Annotated in this window: 21 protein-coding genes; 10 read left to right on the plus strand and 11 right to left on the minus strand. The window is 70.5% G+C overall.

Annotated elements, in window-relative coordinates:
• Positions 1 to 100 precede the first annotated feature (100 nt).
• The 3 genes from QBJ89_RS18655 to QBJ89_RS18665 all read left to right on the plus strand — a co-directional run bounded on the left by QBJ89_RS18655 (position 101) and on the right by QBJ89_RS18665 (position 2,640).
• Entirely contained in the window at positions 101 to 1,429 is a 1,329-nt protein-coding gene (locus QBJ89_RS18655; RefSeq protein WP_277981976.1) for a metal-dependent hydrolase family protein, read from the plus strand.
• Between the two features lie 314 nt (positions 1,430 to 1,743).
• Positions 1,744 to 2,010, plus strand: coding sequence for a DUF2312 domain-containing protein (locus QBJ89_RS18660; RefSeq protein ID WP_132909494.1), 267 nt, complete (start codon positions 1,744 to 1,746; stop codon positions 2,008 to 2,010).
• A 99-nt stretch (positions 2,011 to 2,109) separates the two neighbouring features.
• Positions 2,110 to 2,640, plus strand: a complete 531-nt coding sequence (locus tag QBJ89_RS18665) for a PilZ domain-containing protein (RefSeq protein ID WP_277981977.1) — start codon at positions 2,110 to 2,112, stop codon at positions 2,638 to 2,640.
• 237 nt (positions 2,641 to 2,877) lie between these two features.
• Here the strand turns inward: QBJ89_RS18665 and QBJ89_RS18670 are convergent, their stop codons facing one another.
• The 5 genes from QBJ89_RS18670 to QBJ89_RS18690 form a co-directional block, all read right to left on the minus strand.
• Positions 2,878 to 4,590 carry a long-chain-fatty-acid--CoA ligase gene (locus QBJ89_RS18670; RefSeq protein WP_277981978.1) on the minus strand — a complete coding sequence of 571 codons (1,713 nt, stop codon included), beginning with the start codon at positions 4,588 to 4,590 and terminating at the stop codon, positions 2,878 to 2,880.
• Between the two features lie 40 nt (positions 4,591 to 4,630).
• Positions 4,631 to 4,846, minus strand: coding sequence for a hypothetical protein (locus QBJ89_RS18675; RefSeq protein WP_277981979.1), 216 nt, complete (start codon positions 4,844 to 4,846; stop codon positions 4,631 to 4,633).
• Between the two features lie 407 nt (positions 4,847 to 5,253).
• The gene (locus tag QBJ89_RS18680; RefSeq protein WP_277981980.1) at positions 5,254 to 6,918 is read right to left on the minus strand and encodes a GGDEF domain-containing protein; all 1,665 of its coding nucleotides are present in this window, start codon (positions 6,916 to 6,918) and stop codon (positions 5,254 to 5,256) included.
• A 331-nt stretch (positions 6,919 to 7,249) separates the two neighbouring features.
• Positions 7,250 to 9,577 carry an ATP-dependent Clp protease ATP-binding subunit ClpA gene (clpA, locus tag QBJ89_RS18685; protein ID WP_277981981.1) on the minus strand — a complete coding sequence of 776 codons (2,328 nt, stop codon included), beginning with the start codon at positions 9,575 to 9,577 and terminating at the stop codon, positions 7,250 to 7,252.
• A gap of 130 nt (positions 9,578 to 9,707) precedes the next feature.
• Entirely contained in the window at positions 9,708 to 9,905 is a 198-nt protein-coding gene (locus tag QBJ89_RS18690) for a DUF1192 domain-containing protein (RefSeq protein ID WP_277981982.1), read from the minus strand.
• Between the two features lie 131 nt (positions 9,906 to 10,036).
• Here QBJ89_RS18690 and QBJ89_RS18695 point away from each other — a divergent pair, with 131 nt between their 5' ends.
• A complete protein-coding gene (locus QBJ89_RS18695; RefSeq protein ID WP_277981983.1) occupies positions 10,037 to 11,038 on the plus strand; it encodes an NAD(P)H-quinone oxidoreductase in 1,002 nt (333 codons plus the stop codon).
• Between the two features lie 107 nt (positions 11,039 to 11,145).
• Here the strand turns inward: QBJ89_RS18695 and QBJ89_RS18700 are convergent, their stop codons facing one another.
• Together QBJ89_RS18700 and QBJ89_RS18705 are read right to left on the minus strand one after the other, a co-directional pair.
• Positions 11,146 to 12,453, minus strand: a complete 1,308-nt coding sequence (locus QBJ89_RS18700; RefSeq protein WP_277981984.1) for an MFS transporter — start codon at positions 12,451 to 12,453, stop codon at positions 11,146 to 11,148.
• Between the two features lie 92 nt (positions 12,454 to 12,545).
• Positions 12,546 to 14,024 carry an alginate export family protein gene (locus QBJ89_RS18705; RefSeq protein ID WP_277981985.1) on the minus strand — a complete coding sequence of 493 codons (1,479 nt, stop codon included), beginning with the start codon at positions 14,022 to 14,024 and terminating at the stop codon, positions 12,546 to 12,548.
• Positions 14,025 to 14,206: 182 nt separating this feature from the next.
• On the opposite strand from QBJ89_RS18705, the gene QBJ89_RS18710 reads away from it, so the two are divergent.
• The 3 genes from QBJ89_RS18710 to QBJ89_RS18720 are packed head-to-tail and all read left to right on the plus strand — an operon-like array spanning position 14,207 to position 18,229.
• The gene (locus QBJ89_RS18710; protein ID WP_277981986.1) at positions 14,207 to 15,958 is read left to right on the plus strand and encodes a sensor histidine kinase; all 1,752 of its coding nucleotides are present in this window, start codon (positions 14,207 to 14,209) and stop codon (positions 15,956 to 15,958) included.
• On the plus strand, positions 15,955 to 17,262 hold the full coding sequence (locus QBJ89_RS18715) for a sigma-54-dependent transcriptional regulator (protein ID WP_277981987.1): 1,308 nt from the start codon (positions 15,955 to 15,957) through the stop codon (positions 17,260 to 17,262). Before QBJ89_RS18710 ends, QBJ89_RS18715 begins: the two co-directional genes overlap by 4 nt.
• Before the next feature lie 10 nt (positions 17,263 to 17,272).
• A complete protein-coding gene (locus QBJ89_RS18720) occupies positions 17,273 to 18,229 on the plus strand; it encodes a M48 family metallopeptidase (RefSeq protein ID WP_277981988.1) in 957 nt (318 codons plus the stop codon).
• 228 nt (positions 18,230 to 18,457) lie between these two features.
• Here the strand turns inward: QBJ89_RS18720 and murA are convergent, their stop codons facing one another.
• Positions 18,458 to 19,741 (minus strand): UDP-N-acetylglucosamine 1-carboxyvinyltransferase, encoded by a 1,284-nt coding sequence (murA, locus tag QBJ89_RS18725; RefSeq protein ID WP_277981989.1) that lies wholly within the window; start codon positions 19,739 to 19,741, stop codon positions 18,458 to 18,460.
• 138 nt (positions 19,742 to 19,879) lie between these two features.
• Here murA and QBJ89_RS18730 point away from each other — a divergent pair, with 138 nt between their 5' ends.
• Positions 19,880 to 20,620 (plus strand): Crp/Fnr family transcriptional regulator, encoded by a 741-nt coding sequence (locus QBJ89_RS18730; protein ID WP_347342841.1) that lies wholly within the window; start codon positions 19,880 to 19,882, stop codon positions 20,618 to 20,620.
• Positions 20,621 to 20,787: 167 nt separating this feature from the next.
• Here QBJ89_RS18730 and pgmG read toward each other — a convergent pair whose 3' ends face one another.
• The 3 genes from pgmG to QBJ89_RS18745 form a co-directional block, all read right to left on the minus strand.
• Entirely contained in the window at positions 20,788 to 22,164 is a 1,377-nt protein-coding gene (gene pgmG / locus QBJ89_RS18735; protein ID WP_277981990.1) for a phosphoglucomutase/phosphomannomutase PgmG, read from the minus strand.
• A 13-nt stretch (positions 22,165 to 22,177) separates the two neighbouring features.
• A complete protein-coding gene (locus tag QBJ89_RS18740; protein WP_277981991.1) occupies positions 22,178 to 22,438 on the minus strand; it encodes a J domain-containing protein in 261 nt (86 codons plus the stop codon).
• Positions 22,439 to 22,745: 307 nt separating this feature from the next.
• Entirely contained in the window at positions 22,746 to 23,561 is an 816-nt protein-coding gene (locus QBJ89_RS18745; RefSeq protein ID WP_277981992.1) for a division plane positioning ATPase MipZ, read from the minus strand.
• A 95-nt stretch (positions 23,562 to 23,656) separates the two neighbouring features.
• Here QBJ89_RS18745 and panC point away from each other — a divergent pair, with 95 nt between their 5' ends.
• Both panC and QBJ89_RS18755 read left to right on the plus strand, forming a co-directional pair.
• Complete coding sequence (gene panC / locus QBJ89_RS18750) at positions 23,657 to 24,499, plus strand: pantoate--beta-alanine ligase (RefSeq protein WP_277981993.1); 843 nt, start codon at positions 23,657 to 23,659, stop codon at positions 24,497 to 24,499.
• 91 nt (positions 24,500 to 24,590) lie between these two features.
• Positions 24,591 to 24,881 (plus strand): hypothetical protein, encoded by a 291-nt coding sequence (locus QBJ89_RS18755; protein ID WP_277981994.1) that lies wholly within the window; start codon positions 24,591 to 24,593, stop codon positions 24,879 to 24,881.
• Positions 24,882 to 25,121: the final 240 nt, after the last annotated feature.

Genomic DNA, 25,121 nt, shown 5'->3' on the forward strand with positions numbered 1-25,121 from the left:
CGGGCGGGCGCGGAGCAAGCGTCGCCTCCCTCCCTCACATCACCCCCGTGACGAATGCCGCGCGGCGGCCTAGCCTCGCCGCACCAAAACAGGGGGCAACATGCTGAGAACACTCGCCGTCACGCTCGCACTCGCGCTCGCCGCCGGGGCCAGCGCGCAACAGCCGACGCCGCCCGCGGCGTCCGCCGCGCCCGCACCGACGCTGATCTATGTCCACGCCGGCCAGCTGCTCGACCGCCCCGGCGAGCGCCCGCGCGGCCCGAGCACCGTGATCGTGCGCGACGGCGTCATCGCCGAGGTGCGCGACGGGCTCGTCCCGCCGCCCGCGGGCGCGCGGCTGGTCGACCTGTCGCGTCAGTTCGTCCTACCCGGGCTGATCGACATGCACGTCCACCTCTGGGGCATCGGCGGCGACCCGCTGCGCGAGCGGCTCACCCGGCTCAACACCGACTCGGCCGACGACCTGATGACGGCGGTGGTCAACGCACGGCGCACGCTGGAGGCGGGTTTCACGACCGTCCGCGACCTCGGCGGCGACCCGCGCGGCATCCGCGCGCTGCGTGACGCGGTCGAGCGCGGCGACGTCGAAGGGCCGACGATCGTCAACGCCGGGTCAATGATCTCGGTGACGGGCGGGCACGGCGACGGCGGCAACGGTCTCGCCGAGGGATGGGCCGACGCGGTCCACGCGCACCAGATCAACGTCTGCGACGGACCCGACGACTGCCGCCGCGCGGTGCGCGCGCAGGTCGGCTTGGGCGCGCAGGTGATCAAGTTCGCCGCCACCGGGGGCGTGCTGTCGAACGTCGCGGGCGGACTCGGCCGCGCGATGACGCCCGAGGAGATGCGCGCGATCGTCGAGACCGCGCACGCGCTCGGCCGCAAGGCCACCGCGCACAGCCACGCCGCCGAGGGCACCAAGGCGGCGCTGGAAGCGGGCGTCGATTCGGTCGAGCACGCCAGCTACCTCGATGACGAGACGATCCGGCTGTTCAAGGCGCGGGGCGCCTATCTGGTGCCGACCGAGATCGCCCCGCTCGCCGCCCTCGCCCAGGCGCGCGCGGGCGCCCTGCCGCCCGCCACCATCCCGAAGGCCGAAGCGGCCGCAGCGGCGCTCCACGCCAACCACAAGAAGGCTTGGGCGGCGGGGGTGAAGTTCGCCTTCGGCACCGACAGCGGCGTGTCGCGCCACGGCGACAACGCCACCGAGTTCGCGCACCTCGTCGATCTCGGCATGACCCCGGCGCAGGCGATCCGTAGTGCCACCGTGGCGGCGGCGGATCTGCTCGGGCGGGACGACCTCGGCGTGATCGCGCCGGGCAAGCGCGCCGACCTGATCGCGGTCACCGGCTCGCCACTCGACGACGTGCGACGGCTGGAGGCGGTCGACTTTGTCATGCACCGCGGGGTGGTGGCGAAGGGCGGGTGAGCGGACCGGCGCGCTCTCCTCTCCATTCGTTTCGAGTAGCCGTCGCGCTTGTTGAGACGGCGTATCGAGAAGGCGCCGCGGTCGGCGCGCTCTCGACAGGCTCGATCGCGACGCGAGCCGAACGGACGGAGAGACGCCGGCGGCTGGCGAGGCGGATGCCCTCACCCACTGCGTCCTCACCGCCACACTTGAGCCGGCGCGCGCGCGCGGATAGACGCGCCCCCTCACCCGATCAGGGGCGAACCTCGCCGTCCGCCGCAGTGCGATTCGCCTGCGCTCGCGGGCGGCGTCATCTTTTCGAGGAATACAGCGACATGGCGGAAGAGCGTGGCGAGGGCATGGGCGGCGGCGCGGTCGCGGCGGACGAGCTGCGGCTGCTGATCGAGCGCGCCGAGCGGCTCGAGGAAGAGAAGAAGGGCATCGCCGACGACATCAAGGACGTCTTCGCCGAGGCGAAAAGCCGCGGCTATGACGCCAAGGCGATCCGCCAGATCATGAAGATCCGCAAGCAGAAGCGCGAGGAGTATCAGGAGGAGCAGTCGATCCTCGAGGTGTACATGCAGGCGCTCGGCATGCTCTGATCGCCGAAACGGGTCATCGTCGCTGTCGCGTTAACGGCTTCTTCGCGCCGCCGGTGGCATAGCCGCCGTCTGGTTCAGCGATGAGGGAATGCGACGACGGTGCTCGCGGCGCTACAATCTGGCCTTCGCCCGCGCGAGGAGCGGATCACGGTCCTGATCCCGTCGCGGATGCGGCTGGGGGCGAAGTGGGTCGACGTCGTCATCCACAACGTCTCGTCGCGCGGGCTGATGGGCGGCTGCGACGGGCCGCCCCAGCCGGGCAGCTATATCGAGATCCGCCGCGGCACGATCGTGATCGTCGGCCGCGTACAATGGACCAAGGGCCGCTTCTTCGGCATCAAGTCGCAGGAGCGGCTCTCGGTCAAGGCGCTGGTCGACGAGCCGCGGCTCGCCAGCCGGCCGCAGCCGAAGCCCGAGCAGGACGCGGGCGAGCGCCGCGCCGAGCGCCGCCTCGCGCACGAGGCGCAGATGGCGCGCAAGGTGGAGCGCTCGCGCGCCTTCGCCTCGGCGTTCCAGTTCATCGTAATGGCACTCGTCGGCGTGACGCTGGCGGTGATCGCGGCGCAGGGCGTTTACGGCCTGCTCTCGCGACCGGCCGACGCGATCGGCGCGGCACTCGAGGGGAAGTAAGGGGCGAGCTTGCGCCTTCCTACGCTGAGCGGTGCGTGACGCGTTCTCGCTGCTCCATCGCGCGCAGTCCTTTGCAGCCGTCCAGGCCGATCGCCCACCTGCGGCATCCTGCGCTCGTTTCAGGATCGACGGTCCCGCGATCACCGCGCCCACTGGGTTCGCGGCAAGGGGGCTCCTGAAACAAGTTCAAGATGACGGCAGTGGCCCGTCCATGGCCGTATCACCAGCGCGCCCGCCTCAGCTCGGCGTGATCGGCGGCGCCTCCGTCTCGGCGCGGATCTCCGCCACCAGGTCCTTGCGGCTGAGCTTGCCGATCATCGTCTTGGGCAGCGCGGCGCGCACCACCACGCGGTCGACGCGCTCGTGCTTGCCGAGCTGCGGGTTGAGCCAGTCGCGCAGCGCCGCGCCGTCGACCGCGCCCGCCTCCTCGGTCAGCGTGACATAGGCGCGCGGCACCTCGCCGCGATAGGTGTCGGCCATGCCGATCACCAGCGCCTCGCGCACCGCGGGATGATGGTAGAGGATCGCCTCGATCTGGCTGGGAAACACCTTGAAGCCGCCGACCGCGATCATGTCCTTGAGCCGGTCGACAATGGCGATGAAGCCGTCCGGGTCGATCGTGCCGACGTCGCCGGTGCGCAGCCAGCGCCGCCCCTGCGCGTCGAGCGCGAAGGTGGTCGCGTCGGCGTCGGGGCGGTTCCAATAGCCCGCCATGATCTGCGGCCCCAGCGCGACGATTTCGCCGGGCTCGCCCAGCGGCGCCTCGCGCGTGGCATCCTCCTTGTCGACCAGCCGGATGCGGGTGGAGGGCAAGGGCTGGCCGATGGTTCCGGGCTTCTGCGGCGGATCATAGGGGTTGGTGGTGAGCACGCCGGTACTCTCCGACAGGCCGTAGCCCTCGACCAGGGGCGAGCCGGTGACCGCCTCCCAGCGTGCCTTGAGCTCGGCATTGAGCGGCGCGCCACCCGAGATGCAGACGCGCAGGCTGGTCAGGTCGGTCTTGGCCAGCGACGGGTGGTCGAGCAGCGCCTGGTACATGGTCGGCACGCCCGGCAGCGAGGTCGGTCGTGTCCGCGCGATCGCGGCGAGCGCCTGGCCCGCGTCGAAGCGCGGCAGCAGCACCATTTCGCCGCCCGTCACGATCGTGCGGTTCATCACGCAGGTGTTGGCGAAGACGTGAAACAGCGGCAGCACGCCCAGGATGCGGTCGGTCTGGTCCTGGTGCGGGTCGAGGCAGGCGACCTGGCGCGCGTTAGCCGAGACGTTGGCATGGGTCAGCATCGCGCCCTTGGGCACGCCGGTGGTGCCGCCGGTGTACTGGATCAGCGCGACGTCGCGCTCGGGCGCGATCGCAGCCGGGGGCAGCGCCCCGTCATTGGCGATCAGCTGCGAGAAAGCGAGCACGCGCGGATCGACCGGGCGCGGCGCCACCTCGCGCCGCTTGAGCAGGCGGTAGGCGACCGACTTGGCGGGCGGCAGCACGCCCGCGACCGAGCCGACCACCAGCCGCTCGAGCCCGCTCTGGTCGAGCACCGCCAGCGCGTTGGGCAGCAGCGCGGTGGCGGAGAGGGTGAACAGCAGCCGCGTGCCCGAGTCCTCGACCTGGTGGCAGAGCTCGTCGACGGTGTAGAGCGGCGAGAAGTTGACCACGGTGCAGCCCAGCCGCAGCGCACCGTGATAGGCGGCGAGGTAGTGCGGCGTGTTGGGCAGGAACAGCCCGATGCGGTCGCCCTTGCCGTAGCCGAGCGCGGCGAGGCCGGTGGCGACGCGCCGCACGCCGTCGGCGAGCTCGTCATAGCTATAGTGGCGGCCAAGGAAGTCGATCGCCGGGCGCTGGCCGTGCTGGCGTACCGAATCCTCGAACAGGTCGATCATCGACCGCGGCGCGAAGCCCGTGGCCCAAGGCACGGGGTGGCGATAGGCGTCCTGCCAGGCGTGCTCGTCCGTCATTGACATCGCTGTAAGCAACCGGGCCGCCAGCGACAAGCGGTCAGCGTACCAGATATTCTCCGAGGAGGACGACCGCAGCGGCGAGCGGGCGCAGTGCAGGGGCGACATCGGCGGTCACGCGGGGCAGATGCGCAGCGTCGGCTCGGATCGTGAGCGTACCGATCACCGGTGTCTCGCGCTGCGCCATGGCGAGCAGCAACAGCGCCAGCCCGCCGATCACGGCGCGACGGCGACGAAGGTCTGGCGGCTGGGTCATGACGGGACTTTCTGTGGTGCGCGCCGAGCTTAGCGCGGCTGTATCGATGCGGGAAGCGGGGGTGTAAGGAAGTGCTGGACGCCGGTGCGGCGGGCTGCACGTAGGTTTGCCCCCAGCCGGCGTCACGGTCCAACGACGGGCGCCTTCGCCTTCGTGCTCGTTGTGGCGCCCCCCTCTCCCCGCCGGATCGCGCGTCGTTGACCGTGCCTGCTCCTCAGCCGTCATCCCTGCGACGGCAGGGATCCAGGCACGCGGGGCGACGCGATAGAACCGGAACCTCAGCGTTTATGGATCCCCGCTTGCGCGGGGATGACGGCCGAGGTTGGGAAACGTGGTCTTTCGAGCGCTGCGGCACCAAGTTTCGCCCGACCCCGACCCGCTCTCGACGGCTTCGCGCCTCCGCCCCCCTACGCCGCCGCGGCCCAGCGCGCGCGATCGCGCCCTGCGGTCTTGGCGGCGTAGAGCGCGGCGTCGGCGCGGCGGTAGAGTCGCTTCCACTCTGCCTCCGTCGCGATCGTGCCGCGCTCGCTGCCCAGCGAGGCAGTGACGGCGAGATCGAATGGCATCCGTGCCGCGCGCACCGCGTCCAGGATCCGGTCGGGCAGGTCGTCGCGCCCGGCGCCAGTCAGCACCGCAAACTCCTCGCCGCCGACCCGGGCCACCAACGCGTCGTCGGGCACCACGGCGAGCAGCGCGCGCGCGAAGACGCGCAGCACCTCGTCGCCGCCGTCATGGCCGAGCGTGTCATTGACCTGCTTGAAGTGATCGATGTCGATCAGCACGAGCAGCTGCGGGTCGGCGCGCCCGATCGCCTCGCGCAGGAAGCTGCGCCGGTTCATCAGGCCGGTCAGCGGGTCGCTGTCGGCGAGCAGCCGCGCCAGCATCTCCTGCTCGCGCGCGGTGTCGCGCTCCTCCACCACCAGCTTGATGCGCCACGCGATCACGAGCGCGCTGCACGACGCCTCCAGCGCCATCGCGAGCAGGGTCGAATTGTCGATGAAGAAGTTCCAGCGCACCAGCCCCGCCGCCTGCGCCACGCGCAGCCCGGCGAAGGCGAGCGGTGTGCCCCAGGCAAGCATGAACACACGCGCGTGCGGCGTGTCGGCACGCCACCCGCGCCACAGCAGCGGCAGCGCCAGGGCCGCCACCGCGGCGAAGCTCGCCGTCAGCGCGGCGTCGAGCCAGTACGATGCCCAAGGCATCAGCGTGCAATAGAGCGTCGCGGTCACCAGCACCGCGCCCACCGACAGCGTCGCCGTGCGCCCGACCCAGCCGGCGAACACGCGTGGGTGGAAGAAGCGCCGCGCGAACAGGATCGCGAAGCTGAGCGCGAGCGCCAGCAGCGCGGTGTTGAGCCGCAGCCGCGAGTTGTTGTCCATGCCGGTGAGCTGGCCGAGCAGCCCGGACGAGCTGACGCCATAGGCCAGCAGACATAGCACCATGGCGCAATAGGGCGGGTGGAAGCGCTGGCGCAGCGCCGCGCCGAGCGCGAGATTGGACATCAGCAGCGCCAGGCACAGCCCGGCGAAGGCGGCGTAGAAGGCGGCCATCGCTACTTCCATCCGCGTCGACTGCGCCGGCGTGGCGACGCGCGGATCGATGACGATGCCGCGCGTGACCGGCGCGCCGCGAACATGCCACAACAATGCGACCGGGGGGGCGGCATGGTCCGGCAGCGCCAGCTCGAACACTGCGCCGAGCTTGAGCCGCTGCCACGCGGTCGCGCTGGTGAAGCCGGTCGAGCGCGTCACCCCGTCGGCGTAGCGGACGTGGAGCGTGGCGGCGTCCTGCCACACGCTGGCGGAGCGGATCAGCGCGTCGGGCGCGATCGCTGGAAGGCGACGCGCGAGCACCCAATAATCGCCCGGCCCGGCGCGCCGCTGATCGCTGGTGCAATCGAATCCGCGCGGGTCGGCGAGCACCGCGACGGCGTGCTCATCGGGCAGCGCACGGCGAAAACAGGTGGCGAGCGGCGCCCCCGCCAGCGCCGCGGCCGGTGGCGCGAGCGCGACCCAGGCGGCGAGAAGCGCGAGCGTGCGCGCGATCCAGCAAATGACTTTGCGCCCGTCCATGACAATCGGCTTAACAGGGCCAACCCGAAGGGAAGGTTAACGGCGCGATCATATCTTGCGCGACTGGCGGGAAAAATGGTGCATCGCTGCTGCGGCTGGCTCCGCCGCGTTCGACTCCGTCGCTTCGCTCAAGCCGTGCTGGCGATCGCCAGCATCGCCCGCTCGAAAGGGCAGTTCCCCGGCGGACGCCGGGACCCAGTTGGGAAACAATCGCGGTTGCCACCACCACCTTCCCACCTGGGCCCCGGCCTTCGCCGGGGAACGGTGTGCCGTGCGAACGACGCCTCGCGTCTCAACGGCGGCGGGAGCGCTCGTCTCCCGCCCCCTCGCCTCAGCCCGCCTCGACCGGCGCGGCCTTGCCGCCCTTCTTCTTGCCCGGCTTCTTCGGCGCGGCGGGCTCGATCGCGAAGGATAGCGCGTTCTCCTTCAGCTTCACCGTCACCTCGCCGCCATGGACCAGCTTGCCGAACAGCAGCTCCTCGGCGAGCGGCTGCTTGATCTTCTCCTGGATCAGGCGACCCATCGGGCGCGCGCCGTACAGTCTGTCATAGCCCTTGTCGGTGAGCCACTTCTTGGCTTCGTCGTCGAGCTTGATGTGGACGTCGCGGTCGGCCAGCTGGAGTTCCAGCTGGAGGATGAACTTGTCCACCACGCGCGCCACCACCTCGGGCGGCAGGTAGCCGAACGGCACGATCGCATCGAGCCGGTTGCGGAACTCGGGCGTGAACATCTTCTGCACCGCCTGCTCGTCCTCGCCCTCGCGGGTGAGATTGCCGAAGCCGACCGTCTCCCGCGCCATGTCCGCCGCGCCCGCGTTGGTCGTCATGATCAGAATGACGTTGCGGAAGTCGACGGTTTTGCCGTGCTGGTCGGTGAGCCGCCCATTGTCCATCACCTGCAACAGGATGTTGAACAGGTCAGGGTGCGCCTTCTCGATCTCGTCGAGCAGCAGCACGCAATGCGGGTTCTGGTCGACCGCGTCGGTCAGCAGCCCGCCCTGGTCGAAACCGACATAGCCCGGAGGGGCACCGATCAGCCGGCTGACCGAGTGACGCTCCATATATTCGCTCATGTCGAAGCGCTGGAGCGGGATGCCCATAATCGTCGCGAGTTGCTTGGCGACCTCGGTCTTGCCGACGCCGGTCGGCCCGGTGAACAGATAATTGCCGATCGGCTTCTCCGGCTCGCGCAGACCCGCGCGCGCCAGCTTGATCGCCGACGACAGTTTCTCGATCGCGGCGTTCTGGCCGAACACCACGCGCTTCAGATCGGTATCGAGCGTCTCGAGCTGCTTCTTGTCGTCCGTCGACACGCTCTTCGGCGGGATCCGCGCCATGGTCGCGATGACCTGCTCGATCTCCTTGGTGGTGATCGTCTTCTTGCGCTTCGACGGCGGCACCAGCATCTGCATCGCGCCGACCTCGTCGATCACGTCGATCGCCTTGTCGGGCAGCTTGCGGTCGTTGATGTAGCGCGCGCTCAGCTCCACCGCCGACTTGATCGCGTCGGGCGTGTATTTGACCGAGTGATGGTCCTCAAACGCCGAGCGCAGACCCGCGAGGATCTTGATCGTGTCCTCGATCGAGGGCTCGTTGACGTCGATCTTCTGGAAGCGCCGCAGCAGCGCGCGGTCCTTCTCGAAGTGATTGCGGAACTCCTTGTAGGTGGTCGAGCCGATGCAGCGGATCGTGCCGCCCGACAACGCCGGCTTGAGCAGGTTCGACGCGTCCATTGCGCCGCCGCTGGTCGCGCCGGCGCCGATCACAGTGTGGATCTCGTCGATGAAGAGCACCGCGTCAGGCAGCTTTTCCAGTTCGTTGACGACCGCCTTGAGCCGCTCCTCGAAGTCGCCGCGATAGCGCGTGCCGGCGAGCAGCGCGCCCATGTCGAGCGAATAGATCACCGCCGGCTTGAGCACCTCGGGCACGTCGCCCTCGACGATCTTGCGCGCCAGCCCCTCGGCGATCGCGGTCTTGCCGACGCCAGGATCGCCGACATACAGCGGGTTGTTCTTGGAGCGCCGGCACAGGATCTGCACCGTGCGGTCCACCTCCGCCATGCGGCCGATCAGCGGATCGACCTTGCCGACCTTCGCCTTCTCGTTGAGGTCGACGGTGAACTGCTTGAGCGCGCTCTCGCCCTTCTTGCCCGACGTGTCCGCCTTCTCCTTCTTCTCCTCCTCGGCCGCGCCCTTCACGCTGGTGGCCTCGGGGGTGGCGGCGCCCTTGCCGACGCCGTGGCTGATGAAGCTGACCGCGTCGAGGCGGCTCATGTCCTGCTGCTGCAGGAAATAGACGGCGTAGCTCTCGCGCTCGGAGAAGAGCGCGACCAGCACGTTGGCACCGGTCACCTCGTCGCGGCCCGACGATTGGACGTGCAGGATCGCGCGCTGGACGACGCGCTGGAAGCCCGAGGTGGGCGAGGGATCGGTCGCGGCGTCGACGCGCAGCGCGCCGAGTTCGGTATCGAGATAATGCGCGACCGTGGTCTTGAGCTCGCCCAGATCGACGCCGCATGCGGACATCACCTGGCTGGCGTGCTCGTCGTCGATCAGCGCGAGCAGCAGATGCTCGAGCGTGGCATATTCGTGGCGGCGCGAGGAAGCGGCCTCGAGCGCCTTGTGCAGCGTGGTCTCGAGAGCGCTGGCGAATGAGGGCATCAGATTACTCCTAGCGAGCCGCGTGAAGACACGCGGCCCATCATCACGAATGTCGTGATTGAGTAGCCCCGCATCAAGCGCTGGCCGTCCGCACCGGGAGCGATCGTCCGCCAGCCCGGTGCGCCAGCGTTCATCGCTTGAATAGCGCGTCCGCGCTTGCAAGATGGTTAACGGCCCCGTCTATTTTGCGCCGGATCCGGGCGATCTCGCCTTCCAGCGCGGCGGCACGCGCCTCCAGCTCGGTGACCGAGAGCCGGTCGAGATCCTCACGCAGCAGCGCGGCGAGCGGGTCGTCGCGCTGCGGGCCGAGGATGTCGTCTAGGTCCATGGCCTGATCGTCCTCCCGCGGCGAGGCGGAGTCAAGCCGCAGCGAACCCGCACCGCGGCCTGCACGTTGACGCCCCCACGGCGCCGGCCATAAGGCGGAGAAGACGCCAGAATGAAAGGGTTGCCCGAGCGATGTCCGACGTGCCCGAGGTAATGCTGGCGATTGATCCGGCCGCGGCCGGCGGCCCCGACGTGCTGGTGCCGGTCGAGCGCGCGGTGCCGCGACCGGGCGCGGGCGAGCTGCTGGTGCGAGTCGCCGCCGCCGGGGTCAACCGTCCCGACGTCATGCAGCGCGAGGGCAAATATCCCCCGCCCCCCGGCGCGCCGAGCGTGCTCGGGCTGGAGCTGGCGGGCGAGGTGGTGGCGGTGGGCGACGATGTCGAGCCGGCGCTGCTCGGCCAGCTGGTCTGCGCGCTGGTGTCGGGCGGCGCCTATGCCGAATATGCGCTGGTGCCGGCGGGGCAGGTGCTGCCCGTGCCCGAGGCGCTGTCGCTGGTCGAGGCGGCGGCGCTGCCCGAGACGCTCTACACGGTGTGGACCAACCTGTTCGAGCGCGCCTTCGCGATGGAGGGCGACACGGTGCTGGTGCATGGCGGCACCAGCGGGATCGGCACGATGGCGATCACGCTTTCTAACCTGTTCGGGCTGGAGATCATCGTTACCGTCGGCTCGGACGAGAAGGCTGCCGCGGCGCGGCGGCTCGGCGCCGACCACGCGATCAACTATCGCACCGAAGACTTCGTCGCGCGCGTACGCGACATCACCGAGGGGCGCGGCTGCGCGGCGGTGCTCGATATGGTCGGGGGTGACTATGTCCCGCGCAACCTCCAGTGCCTCGCCGCCGACGGGCGCCATGTGTCGATCGCGGTGCAGCGCGGGGCCAGTGCGACGGTGCCGCTGTTCGAGATCATGCGGCGGCGGTTGACGCTGACCGGCTCGACGCTGCGCGCGCGCGACGCGGGCTTCAAGGCGCTGGTGACCGACGAGATCGCGCGCACGGTGTGGCCCTTCGCCGCTGCGGGCAAGCTGAAGCCGGTGATGGACCGCAGCTTTCCGATGGCGCAGGCGGCCGAGGCGCATCGCCGGATGGAGAGTGGCGGGCACGTCGGGAAGATCGTGCTGACGATGGCGTGAGAGCTGGAGGCGCGGGGGAGAACGCGACTTCCCCCGTCACCCGGCGTCATCCTGAACTCGTTTCAGGATGACGGCAGTGGACGCGGAACGCCGTCGATCTCACCCCCTCAATCCTCCGCGATCCGGCTGGTCTTCCCCGTATCGCGCATGCGCAGGTAGACCAGCAGCGACACGCCGATCATCACCGTGACGTACCAGTAGAAGCCCTGCTCCCAGCCGTTCTGCTTGAAGCTCAGCGCGACATATTCCGCGGTGCCGCCGAAGATCGTGTTCGCCAACGCATAGGGCAGCGCCACGCCCAGCGCGCGGATGTGCGCCGGGAAGAGCTCGGCCTTCACCACCGCGTTGATCGAGGTATAGCCGGTCACGATCACCAGCGCCGCCATCACCAGCAGCCCCGCCGTGGTCGCGTCGCGCGTGTGCTCCAAGGCGGTGAAGATCGGATAGGTGAACAGCACGCCGGCCACACCGAACGCCACCATCAGCGGCTTGCGCCCGATCCGGTCGGACAGCCCGCCCGCGACCGGCTGGAGCAGCATGAAGGCGAACAGCGTCACCGCGTTGATCTGGGTCGCGGTCTCCTTGGAGAAGCCCGAAGTATTGACCAGGAACTTCTGCATGTAGATCGAGTAAGCGTAGAAGGCGAGCGTGCCCCCGGCGGTGAGCAGCATCACCAGCGCGGTTTCGCGCGGGTGGCGGCGCAGCAGCAGGCCGAAGCCCGACTTGGGCGCGCCGCTCACCTTCGCCTTCTCGAAGCTCTGCGTCTCCGCCAGCCCGCGGCGCAGCCAGAACACCACCAGCGCCAGCACCGCGCCGATCGCGAAGGGGATGCGCCAGCCCCAGCTCTTCAGCGCCTCCTCGCTCATCAGCGATTGCAGCACCACCAGCAGCAGGATCGCCAGCAGCTGCCCCGAGATCAAGGTGACATACTGGAACGACGAGAAGAAGCCGCGTCGCTCCTTGCCCGCCATCTCGGAGAGATAGGTCGCGCTCGCGCCATATTCGCCGCCCACCGACAGCCCCTGCATCAGCCGGGCCAGCACCAGCAGCGCGGGCGCGCCATAGCCGATCGTCTCGATGCCGGGGGAGCAGGCGATGATCAGCGAGCCGGTACACATCAGCGTCACCGACAAGGTCAGCCCCGCCTTGCGCCCGCGGCGATCGGCGTAGATGCCCATGATCCACGCGCCGATCGGGCGCATCACGAAGCCCACCGCGAACACCGCCGCCGCGCTCAGCAGCTGCGCGGTCGGATCGTCCTTGGGAAAGAAATGCCCGACGAAATAGAGCGTGAACGCGGAATAGACGTACCAGTCGAACCACTCGACCAGGTTACCGGTCGAGCCGCCGATGATCGACTTGAGCCGGCCTGCGACGGGTCCGGTCTCGGGAGCGGTGGGGGGCGCGACGGCCATGGCGTCTCTCCTCATCGTGTTTCTTCTATCGCGCGATCGCTATGGGCACCATCAATCCGCCCCGTCTGGCGGGGAGGATCTCAGAACCACCATCAGAACCGCAGGCTCAGCCACGCCGCCAAGAAATCCGAGCTATGATAGCCCGCGCGCGTCAGCGCGTCCTTGGCGATCAGATGCTCGTAGCGCCCGGTGACGCTCACCCGCGGCGTCACCGCCCAGATCGCCTGAAAGCGGATCAGGTCGGCGATGCGCTTGCCGGCGACGTTCTGCGTGCCCGCGAAGGCGGCGCCCGAGGCGCGATACACCGCGTCCTTCTCCGTCGCGCGCCACGCCATCGTGTACTCGCCCGTGACGCGCAGCGCCTTGACCGGGCTGACCGACACATTGGGGGAAATCGACATCAGGTTGGTCGGCGTCAGGAACAGCTGGTAGCTGTAGTAGATGTTGTTGCCGTACAGCCCGCTCGCGGTGCGCAGCGTGCCGCCGTCGTAACTGCCCCCGCCGCTGGCATAATCGAGGTGGACGCCGACGCGCGGCGCGCTCGCCGCCCGGCCCAGCCGGTAGGTCTGCGCCACGAACGCCTGCCATGCGCGGATCGGCCGCTCGCCGAACGTGCCGCTCTGGTGGTTCACCGTCCAGTCGAGCGTTACCGGCCCGGCGTCGCCGTAGAGGTGGAGCCCGTAGAACATGCGCTCCTCGCGCGCGACCGAGCCGTTCGACGTCGCGGCGCGATTGCGCAGCCGCCACACGAACGGATCGAAGAACAGCTTCGACCCGCCGAGCAACTCGCCCGGCAGCGCATAGCCGAAGGTGACGCCGCTGAAGCGCCGCCCGCCGTCGGTGCGATCGTCGCTCAAGCCTTGCTGGCCGTAGTTCACGTAACGCAGGTCGAACACGTCGGCGCGCACGCGCTTGCCGCGCGCATAGGCGCGGACGCCGTCGAGCACGAAGTGGAGCGTGGGATCGTCGCGCACCGACGTGAGCAGGTTGGGCCCGTCGGAGAATTCCTGCCGCCCGGCGCGCACACCGACGGAGGCGCCGCCGATCGTGCCATAAATCTCGCCGAAACCCTGTGACAGCGTCAGCGCGTTGCGCAGATTGCCCGCCGGCGTGCCGATATTGACGCCATCGACCCGCGCCTTGGCGAGTTCACCGAAGACGCGGACATGCTCGCCGAGGTGGAGGTCGGCACCGGCATAGATGCGCAGCCGTTCCTGCCGCTGCGCCTCGCGGTCGCGCAGGTCGGGGTTGGTGGTGGCCTGGACGCGGTAGCGGATTTCGCCCGAGAGCGAGAGATAGACCGAGCCATCCTCGGTCAGCGGCAGATACTTGAGCCGGTCGAGCGGGTCGTCGCGCTTGTCGGCATCGGCCATCGAGCGCCAGTCCTCGACCCAGCGCGAGACGTTGTACTTGCCCTGTGCGGTGCCTTCGCCGATCCCAGCGGCGGGATATTCCGTCGCGATTGGCGTCGCTGGCGCGGCCTTGCCCCCGCCTACCTGAGCGCCTGCCGGCGCGGCGACGAGCAGCGCTGGGGCGAGCAGGACTCCCGACATCTTCGTGACTGACTGCATGACCTCTCCACGGGCTGGCGGCTCGACCCGGCATGACGGCGGCCGTCGCTCTCGCCGCCATCGTACGTCGCCGCAATCGAGCGGGCGAAAACACGCTCATCCTAGGATTTCCGCGACTCTGGGCGCGGGAAGGCGCGGGTTTCCGCATGGCCTCGACAACCCGGATGCGGTATCCCGCACGCGTGTCTCCGCCGCGTCGCCCCGGTCTGCTGCTCGCCGCGCTCGCGGTCGTGCTGCTCGGCACGCTGTTCTACCTCGCCGCGGCGCACGTGACGCGGCAGCGCGCGCTCGACCGGGTCGAGGACGAGGCGCTACGCACCGCGCGCCAGCAAGCGCGGCTGATCGGCAGCGAGCTCGCCAAATTCCGACTGCTGCCGATCGTACTGAGCGAATATGGCGACCTGCGTGACGCGCTGGTGCAGGGCGCCGCCTCGCGCGCGGCGACGCGGCTGGACGACAAGCTCGCGTCGCTGGCGCGCCGCACCGGCGCGCCGGTGATCTACGCGATCGACTCGCGCGGGATGACCGTCTCCGCCTCCAATGCCGCCGAAGCTCAGAGCTTCGTCGGCCACGATTATCGCTTCCGCCCCTATTTCCAGCAGGCGATGCGCGACGGCGCAGCGGAGCATTTCGCGCTCGGCAACGTCAGCGGGCGGCCTGGGCTGTTCATGGCGCGGCGGATCGACGGGGCGGGCGCGCCGCTCGGCGTCGTGGTGGTGAAGGTCGAGTTCGACGCGATCACGCGCGCCTGGGCCAACGATCCCGGCCAGACCCTGCTCGCCGACGCGCGCGGCATCGTGCTCGCCGCGACCGACCCGCGCGCCGCGCTCCACGTGCTCGCGCCGCTGCCGCCCGCGACGCTCGCCGCGATCCGCCGCACCGGCCAGTTCCTCGATCGCCCGCTCGCGCCAACCGGTTATCGCTTCGCCGGCCGCGACGCCACCGCCCCCGGCGGCGCGCCGCTGCGCCTCACCGCGGTACCGGCAGCGCACCCCGGCTGGCGGCTGCTCCACCTCGTGCCCGTTACGCGCGCGCTGCGCGACGCCGCCAATCTCGCGCGGCTCGCCACCGCCACCGCGGTGTTGCTGCTGGCGCTGGTCGCGGCATTGTGGCTGTGGCGGACCAGCCGGATCGCGCGCGCGGCCGCGGATCGCGCCGGGCTCGAGCAGGCGGTAGCGGCGCGCACCGCCGAGCTGAGCGCGGCGATGACGCGGCGCGAAGACGCCGACCGCCGCTTCCGCGCCGCGCGCGAGGAACTGGCGCAGGCCAACCGGCTCGCCTCGCTCGGCTCGATCACCGCGGGGCTGGCGCATGAGATCAACCAGCCGGTGGCGACGATCCGCACGCTGGCCGAGAACGCGCGCCACCATCTCGCGCAGCAGCGCACCGAGCGTGTCGCCGCCAGCCTCGACAGCGCGGTGGCGCTGACCGAGCGGATCGGCACGATCACGCAGGAGATGCGCCGCTTCGCCCGGCGCGGCAGCGGCACCGCCGGGCCGATCGCGCTGGACGACGTGATCGACGGCACGCGGCTGCTGGTCGGCGACCGGCTGCGTGCCGCGCGGGTCGCGCTCGACTGGCCGCCGCCGGGGCAGCCGAGCGTCTTCGCCGGGCGCGTCCGGCTGGAGCAGGTGCTGGTCAACCTGATCAACAACGCGGTCGACGCGCTCGCCGGGCGCGCCGACCCGCGCGTCGCGCTCACCGTGACGACGAGGGAGGAGTGGGTGGAGCTGACCGTAGCGGACAACGGGCCTGGGATCGATCCGGCGCTGGGCGAGGAAGTGTTCAGCCCCTTCGTCACCGGACGCCCCGACGGGCTCGGGCTCGGGCTCGGCATCGCGCGTGACATCATCGCGCAGTTCGACGGCGCGCTGCGGATCGTCCCCTCCCCGCTCGGCGGCGCGGCGTTCCGGGCAACGGTGCGGCGCGCGTGAGCGAGTCGCCGCTTCGCGTCGTGCTGATCGACGACGACGAGGGTTTGCGCGCCGCGCTGGCCGACTCCTTCACCATTGCCGGCATCGAGGTCGACCCGTACGGCGACGCGCGCACCGCGCTGGGGCAGCTCGACGCCGAGTTCCGCGGCATCGTCGTCAGTGACATCCGCATGCCCAAGATGGACGGCCATGCCCTGTTCGAGGCGATAGCGGCGCGCGACCCCGAGCTGCCGGTGATCCTGATGACCGGCCACGGCGACATCGCGATGGCGGTCGCGGCGCTCAAGCAGGGCGCGTTCGACTTCATCGCCAAGCCGTTCGCCGCCGATCACCTGATCGCCAGCGCACGCCGCGCGCTCGAGATGCGCCGGCTGGTGCTGGAGAACCGCCGGCTGCGCATCGCCGCGGCCGAGGCCGAGACGCACTATCCGCTGATCGGCGAAACCCCGGCGATGGTGCGGCTGCGCGACACGATCCGCCAGCTCGCCGACGTCGACGTCGACGTGCTGGTGGAGGGCGAGACCGGCACCGGCAAGGAGCTGGTCGCGCTGCTGCTCCACCGCTGGAGCCATCGCCGCGCGCGCCAGTTCGTCGCGGTCGACTGCGCCGCGCTGCCCGACGCGGTGGCGGACGAAGCGCTGTTCGGCAGCCGCGCGCAACCCGGCCGTGTCGCCGACGCCGACCGCGGCACGCTCTTCCTCGACGAGATCGACAGCATGTCGCCCGCGCTTCAGGGCAAGTTGCTGCGCGTGGTCGAGGAGCGCGAGCTGCCCCAGCCCGGCGGCGCGCCGCGCGTCGTCAACCTGCGCGTCGTTGCGGCGGCGAAGACCGACCTGGCCGCCGCGGTGGCCGAGGGTCGGTTCCGCGCCGACCTGCTCTACCGGCTGGAGACGGTGCGGCTGCGCATCCCGCCGCTGCGCGAGCGCCGCGCCGACGTGCCGCTGTTGTTCGCCTATTTCCTCGGCGAGGCGGCGGAGCGGTTCGGGCGCGAGCGGCCCAACATCGATCCCGCGGTGGAGGCGCGCCTCGTCGCCGACGATTGGACCGGCAACGTCCGCGAGCTGCGCAACTATGCCACGCGCGTCGTGCTCGGCGTGGCGGAGGGAGCGCCGAGCCCGGCCGACCAGCTGCCGCTCGCCGAACGCGTCGACCGCTTCGAGGCGGCGACGATCCGCGCGGCGCTCGACCGCGTGCGCGGCGACGTCGGCGCCGCCGCCGCCGAGCTTCAGCTGCCGCGCCGCAGCCTCTATGACCGACTGCAGCGCCATGGCATCGAGCCCGCGGCGTTCCGCCAGCGCGAGTGATCCTGCCCCGATGCGTCTCCTGCCCCTGTTCGCTTCCCTTTTCCCCGCCGCGCTTCTCGCCGCCGCCCCCACCGCGGCCGAGCCGACGCTGCTCGAGGTCGACCAAAGGCTCGCGGGCATCGCCTGGCGGCTGACGACGGCCAACGCGACGCTGTGTCGCGAGCAGCAGCCGGTGATCGGCGCCACGCTCCACGCCGCCGACCAATACCCACCCGCGCTCCGTGGTGCCTTCGCCGCGCCGGTAACAGTCGAGCTGGTAGTACCGGGCGCCCCCGCGGCGACCGCGGGGGCGGCGGCGGACGACGGGCTGATCGCGGTCGACGGCACGGCGGTCGCGTCACCCACCCGCGGTGACGCGACGACGAGCGTGACCCGCGACGCGGCGCAGGCACTGATCGCGTCGCACCCCCCAACCGCGCCGTTGGCGCTAACGCTGCGCCGCGACGGCACCGATCGCACCGTCACCGTGCAGCCGCGCGCGGGCTGCCGGGTCGAGTTCGAGGTGCTCGCGGGCACCAAGCTGGGCGCCTCGTCGGACGGGCGCGTAGTGCAGGTCGGCGGGCGAATGTTCGAGCTGTTCGGCGACGATGAAGTGGCGGTGGTGGTGGCGCACGAGCTGGCGCACGCCATCCTGCGCCACCGCGCACGGCTGGAGGCGGCGGGCGTGACATGGGGGCTGTTCGCCGAATTGGGCCGCAACGGCCGGCTGTTCCGCCAGACCGAGACCGAGGCCGATCTGCTCGGCGCCTATCTGCTCCGCAACGCGGGCTGGGACCCGCAGCTGGCGGTGCGGTTCTGGCGCGAGCAGGGCGGCAAGATCGACGGCGGCTTCTTCCGCAGCCGCACCCACCCCTCCGCCAAGGCGCGCGCCGACGCGATCGCGACCGAGCTGGCGACGATGCCGGCAGACGCGCCGCTACCCTATGCGCCGCCGTTGCTGGCGAAGCGCGACGCACCGCTGGGGTGAGCGGCGACGCGGTCCGCGCTGGGAATGGCGCAGTGCTACATGCGTGAGGCCGTCGCCGCTCCTCCCACCCACTACCGTCACCCCGGACTTGCTCCGGGGTGCACCGTTCCGCGTACCCAGAAGGCGTTACCCTCGCGGACGAGTGGATGCCGGACCAGGTCCGGGATGACGGAAGGATGTGGTGGTGCGTTGCTACAGCTCAGGTAAGACAGGTGCGGCGAGGCGCGATCACCCCCCTGAGTCACGCTCGATATCTGCACCCACTGCCGACAGCTTCTCCTCCAGCCGCTCATAGCCGCGGTCGAGGTGATAGACGCGCGCAACGCTGGTCTCGCCCTCGGCCACCAGCCCCGCGATGATCAGGCTCATCGAGGCGCGCAGGTCGGTCGCCATCACCGGGGCGCCGACCAGGCGATCGACCCCCTTCACCACCGCGGTACGGCCGTGCACCTGAATGTCGGCGCCCATCCGCGCGAGTTCGGGCACGTGCATGTAGCGGTTTTCGAAGATCGTCTCGGTCAGCACGCTGGCGCCCTCGGCCTTGCACAGCATCGCCATGAACTGCGCCTGCATGTCCGTCGCAAACCCCGGGTAAGGCGCGGTCGAGAGCGTCAGCGGCGCCAGCTTCCCCTCGCTCGTCACCACGATCGAGTCGCGCCGCTCCTCGATCCCGACGCCCGCCGCGCGCAAGGCGTCGAGCGTCGCGCCCATGTCGGCGGCGCTGACGTTGGCGAGCTCGACCGTGCCGCCGGTCACCGCGGCGGCGCAGGCATAGCTGCCCGCCTCGATCCGGTCGGGCATCACCCCGTAAGTGGCGCCGTGCAGCTCGGCGACGCCCTCGATCTCGAGCGTCTCGCTGCCGATCCCCTCGATCCGCGCACCCATCGCGACGAGGCAGCGGCACAGGTCGACGATCTCGGGCTCGCGCGCGGCATTCTCGATGCGGCTGCTGCCCCGCGCGGTCACCGCCGCCATCACGACGTTCTCGGTCGCGCCCACCGACACGATCGGGAAGGTGTAGCGCCCACCCTCCAGCCGGCCGCCCGGCGCGGTGGCGGTGACGTAACCCGCCGACATCTCCAGCTCGGCGCCGATCGCCTGCAGCGCCTTGAGGTGGAGGTCGATCGGGCGATTGCCGATGGCGCAGCCGCCCGGCAGCGACACGCGCGCCTGCCCCGCGCGGGCCAGGATCGGGCCGAGCACCAGGATCGAGGCGCGCATCTTGCGCACGATGTCATAGGGCGCCTCGGTCGAGGTGAGCTGACCGGCGCGGATCGTCATCACGCGGCCGAAATCCTCCGGCCGGCTGCCCTCGATCGTGGTCGAGGCGCCGAGCTGGTTGAGCAGATGGCCGAAGCCGTCGACGTCGGCGAGCCGCGGCAGGTTGCGCAACGTGACCGGCTCGTCGGTGAGCAGGGCACAGGGCATCAGCGTCAGCGCCGCGTTCTTGGCGCCGGAGATGGGAAGACGACCGTTCAGGCGGTTACCGCCGCGGATGAGAATGCGATCCATCGCGCCGCTCTATCGAAGCCCCGCCCGGTCGCCAAGGATGAGTGAACATGGTGAGGACCGCATGGGCTTGATCGGTTTTAATGCACGTTGGTCGATCCCCCGCGTAACGAACGCACAGATCAAGGGGATAATTTTCGGGTGCCATTGCGTAGCCTCGCCGATCGGATCGGCGACATGATCATCCTCACCGCACCCGAGCGCGCGGCCCTCGACCATTTGGGCGAGCGCGAGCGCACCGTCCGCAAGGGCGTGACGCTGGTGCGCGAGAATGAACGCTCTACCGAGCTGTTCGCGCTGAAGAGTGGCATGCTGATCGCCTATGTCCTGCTGGACGACGGCAGCCGACAGATCCTGCGCTTCATCTTCCCGGGCGACCTCACCGGCATGGCGGTGATCGCCTTCGGCAAGGCGCCGCACGCGCTGCTGGCGCTGGCGGATAGCGTGGTGGTGCCGATCGATCGCAGCCAGGTGGCCGACATCGTCTTCCGCTTCCCGCGCGTCGCGCTTGCGCTCGCCGCGCTCGAGCAGGTCGAGCGCGCGACGCTGACCGATCGTCTCGCCGGATTGGGTCGGATGTCGGCGCGCGCGCGCGTCGCCGCGGTGCTGCTCGACCTGCGCGACCGCATCCGTCGCCAGGACGAGAGCACCGGGGACACCTTCGCGCTGGGGCTGACGCAGGAGGAGATCGGCGATGCCACCGGACTTACCGCGGTGCACGTCAACCGCATGCTGCGCCAGCTCGAGGAGCAGGGCATGATCGCGCGCGCGGGCGGCCGGGTGACGCTGCTCGACGAGGCGCGGCTGATGCGCAGCGCGAACCACGTCGACCGGCTCGCCGCGGTCGACCTGAGCTGGCTGCCGGGGCCGAGCGAGGGGTAGCGCGGGCCGATCGCATCGTCCCTCCTGTTCCGCGGCCAAGGCCGGGGTCCAGGTGGCAAGGACCTCGCGAGAACCGTCGATGTGCTCCAACTAGACCCCGGCCTTCGCCGTAGAACAGCGCAGAAAAGAGGGTAGCGCCGAACGGGTCGAACGAAGGTGCTCGCGCGCTAGCGGCGCGTCCCACTGGCCGCCAGCTCCGCGTCGATCGCCGCCACCAGCCGCGCCAGCCCCGTCTCGTCGCGCGCCTCGGCACGCAGCGTCAGCGCCGCCTGGGTGTTCGACGCGCGCAGCAGCCACCAGCCGTCGTCGACCGACACGCGCACGCCGTCGGTGCGATCGACGCGCGCGCCGGCGGCGTCGAGCCGCGCCGCCACCTCGGCCACCACCGCGAGCTTGCGCGCCTCGTCGACCGGCACGCGCCACTCGGGCGTGGTACAGCGCGGCGGCAGCGCGGCGCGCAGGTCGGCGAGCGGCCCGCCCGAGCGCCGCACCGCGCGCAGCAGCCGCACCGCCGCGTACAGCGCGTCGTCGAAACCATAATAGCCGTGCGCGAAGAAGATATGGCCCGACAGCTCGCCCGCGAGCGGCGCGCCCATCTCCTTCATCTTCGACTTCATCTCGCTGTGGCCGGTGCGCCACATCAGCGCCTTGCCGCCCAGCGCCGCGATGCGATCGAACAGCGCGTCGCTCGATTTGACGTCGGCGACGATCGTCGCGCCGGGCAGCTCCTCCAGCAGAGGTGCGGCGAGCAGCGCGAGGATCTCGTCACCCCAGAGCACGCGCCCGGCGGCATCGACCGCGCCGATCCGGTCGCCGTCGCCGTCGAAGGCGAAGCCAAGGTCGAGCTTCTCGCGTGCAATCAGCGCCTTGAGGTCGGCGAGATTGGCCTCGACGGTCGGATCCGGATGATGGTTGGGAAAGCGGCCGTCGATGTCGCAGAACAGCAGATGGTGCTCGCCCGGCAGTCGAGCGGTGAGCGCGCGCACCACCTCGCCCGCGGCGCCATTGCCCGCATCCCAGCCGACGCGGAGCGGGCGCCCCTCGCCGCGCTCCGGGTCGCCCGCCAGCAGCCGCTCGACATAGTCGGCGCGAACGTCGCGCGCGCTCACCCTGCCCTGCCCGCTGGTCCAGTCGCCCGCCGCGGCCAGACGCGCGAGGTCGGCGATATCGTCGCCGAAGAAGCTGTCGCCGCGGAGCACCAGCTTGAAGCCGTTGTCGTCGCGCGGGTTGTGGCTGCCGGTCACCTGCACCCCGCCGTCGACGCCGAGCGTCGCGGCGGCATAATAAAGCATCGGCGACGGCCCCAGCCCGACCCGCACCACGTCGGTCCCGCCCTCGCTCAGCCCGCGCACCAGCGCCGCCTCGAGCGCGGGCGAGTGGGTGCGCCCGTCATAGCCGACCGCGACGCTCGACCCGCCGGCGCGCCGCAGCCGCGTCGCGAAGCTGCGCCCGACGGCATAGGCGTCCGCCGCGGACAGGTTGGTGCCGACGGTGCCGCGCACGTCATATTCGCGCAGGATCACGGGATCGAAGCGGTGACTCATGCCGGCGATCCGGTCAGCCGCGGCGCAGGCGCGCGAGCAGCGCGTCGCGAGCGGCATTGGCCTGGCGCGCGCGCTCGGGCGAGCCGCCGCGGTCGGGGTGGATCTCCGAGATGAGGCGGCGGTGCGCGGCGCGGATCGCCGCCTCGTCCGCGTCGTGCGTGACCCCGAGCAGCGCCCGCGCGTCGGCCAGCGGCGAGCGCTGGCGCTGGGGCGCGGGGCGGAGGAAGCGCCAGACCGCGTAAACGATCACGAGGAGGAGGAGCCACTTCAGCATGGCATCTGGTCCAAGCCTGAGGTGCGGCCTCGACGGAAGCGGCCCCTGCCCCCGGTCCCAACACTGTCATTGCCACTGGCATCATCCTGGACTTGTTTCAGGATCCACGGGCCCACGACCATCGCCGCGCCTGAATATGCGGCGCGGTGGATCCCGAAACGGGTTCGGGATAACGCTAGCAGGGAAGAGATCGCGCGTGCCTCACACTGCGTGCGCTCCGGCGCAAGCGCGAGCCCGGGACCGGGTAGCGCGTCGCTCGCCGCTTCTCGTTCCCGCATTCGCCGGAACACGGATCGTACAAAGTCCCTCACACCAGCAACGGCATCGTCGACTCGGGCAGCGCGAGCGCGGCCATCATCTCGCGCAGCTCCTGGCGCGCGGCGACGTGGCTCAGACCCATCCCGCCGAACGCCTTGGCGTCGAGCAGCGTCAGCCCCTTGGGAAAGAGTTCGCGGTAGATCACGCGCTCGCCCAGACCGGGGATGATCCGGAAGCCGACCCGCCGGGCGAGCTGGTCGAGCGCCTCCGACACGCGGCGCATGTTGCGCGCCTCCAGATATTGCAGGCGGTTGCGCAGGACGACCCAGTCGATCGTAGTGCCGTCCTCGCGCGCGCGCGCCTTGCGCGCGTCCCAGATCAGTTCGGAGTAGAAGCTCGGCCGCGTGACCTTGTAGGTCTCGGGATCGACCTGGCCGATCAGGTCGAAGTCGACGAAACTGTCGTTCATCGGCGTCACCAGCGTGTTCGACAGCGCCGCCGCCAGCCGCGCCGCGGGATCGTCGCGCCCCGGTGTGTCGATCACCAGGAAGTCGTAACCGTCGGTGAAGCGCTGGTAGAGCTCGGCGAAGATGCCGTCGGCGCGGCCGTCACCAGTCGCGTGATCGGGCAGCGGCAGGTCGATCGCCGAGCGCTTCACCGTCGACTCGCGATTCTCGAGATAGCGCCCGAGCGTGCGCTGGCGGTGATCGAGGTCGATGCAGGCGACGCGCGCGCCCTTGGCCGCGAGCGCGATCGCGACATGGACCGCGGTGGTGCTCTTGCCCGTCCCGCCCTTCTCGTTGGCGAAGACGATGACGTGCGTGCGCCCGCCCGGCGCCCCCGCGCCCGGTCTCTCGTCGTGCACGCCTGCAACGGTATCGGACAATTCGTCGCATCCCTGATTGATCGCGGTTCGTCGCGACCATAGAACCCGACGCCGCGAGTTTCGAGGGGTAACGGGTGGAGATATATCGGGAGCTCGCCGGGCTCCGCGCGGCGCTGGCGGCGGCGCGTGCGAGCGGCCGCGAGGTGGCGCTGGTGCCGACCATGGGCGCGCTGCACGCCGGCCACATCGCGCTGGTCGAGGCGGCGCGCCGTCCGGGCACGACGTTGGTGGCGTCGATCTTCGTCAACCCGCGCCAGTTCGGCGCGGGCGAGGACCTGTCGCGCTATCCGCGCAAGGAGACCAGCGACATCGCCATGCTCAGCGAGGCGGGTTGCGACTTGCTGTGGCTGCCGCCGGTGGAGCAGATGTACCCGGACGGCTTCGCCACCAATGTCTCGGTCAGCGGGGTGAGCGAGGGGCTCGACGGCGCCGCGCGTCCGGGCCATTTCGACGGCGTGGCCACCGTGGTCGCCAAGCTGTTCAACCAGGTGCGCCCGGATCGCGCCTATTTCGGCGAGAAGGACTTCCAGCAGCTCGCGGTGGTGCGTCACATGGTGGCGGACCTCGACTTCGACGTCGAGATCGCCGGTGTGCCGACCCAGCGCGAGGACGACGGTCTCGCGCTCTCGTCGCGCAACGTCTATCTCTCACCCGAGGAACGCCAGCGAGCGGTGGCCCTGCCGCGTGCGCTCGGCATCGCCGCGCGCGCGATCCGCGGCGGCACCGGTTCGGGCAAGGCGCTCGACGACGCCACCGCGGCGCTGACCGCAGCGGGGTTCGAGGTCGATTATGTCGCGCTGGTCGACGCCGAGACGCTCGCGCCCGATCCCGCAGCGGGGCGGCGCCGCCAACTGCTCGCGGCAGCACGGCTCGGCAAGACGCGGCTGATCGACAATCTCGCGGTCGATGGTGGATGAATTCGACTGAAGTCGGATTAACCGATTAACCAATTAGAGACTCGAATCAGCGAAAACACCCTCATTCCAAGGATTAGAGGGGTAGTCCGAGATGCTGACCGATTTCGAGGGGGCGCTGCTCGCCCGCCGCACCGCCGAGGCGACCCGTGGCAACGAGGACGCCGCCTACGACCTGGGCGTGGCCTATTCGACCGGCACCGCCGGCGCGACGCTCGACCTGATCGAGGCGCACAAATGGTTCAACCTCGCCGCGGCGCGCGGTCACGAGGAGGCGGCGTCGGCTCGTGCCGAGGTGGCCGAGGACATGACCGCACGCGAGATCGCGACCGCCCAGCGCGCCGCGCGCGACGTGCTGGCGCTGGGCACCCGCCGCGCCGCCTGAGCCACGCCAGCCCCGCGCGCCCGGTCGTTGACGGTGCTGCGGCGACAGGCGTGATGCTCCTGCCCGGCCCCCTCCCGGCATCCTGAGTTCGTCTCAGGGTTCACGGCTCCGCATATCCAGCGGCGGGGAACGTGCGGACGGGTTAATCCTGACACAAGTTCAGGATGTCGCCGGCAGGCGAAGGTGAGCGCCTCACAATTCCCCCCGCGCGCGGAGAGGTGGCAGCGCGTCAGCGCTAAC

The sequence above is a fragment of the Sphingomonas phyllosphaerae genome (genome assembly GCF_029623345.1).
Lineage (GTDB): Bacteria > Pseudomonadota > Alphaproteobacteria > Sphingomonadales > Sphingomonadaceae > Sphingomonas > Sphingomonas phyllosphaerae_C.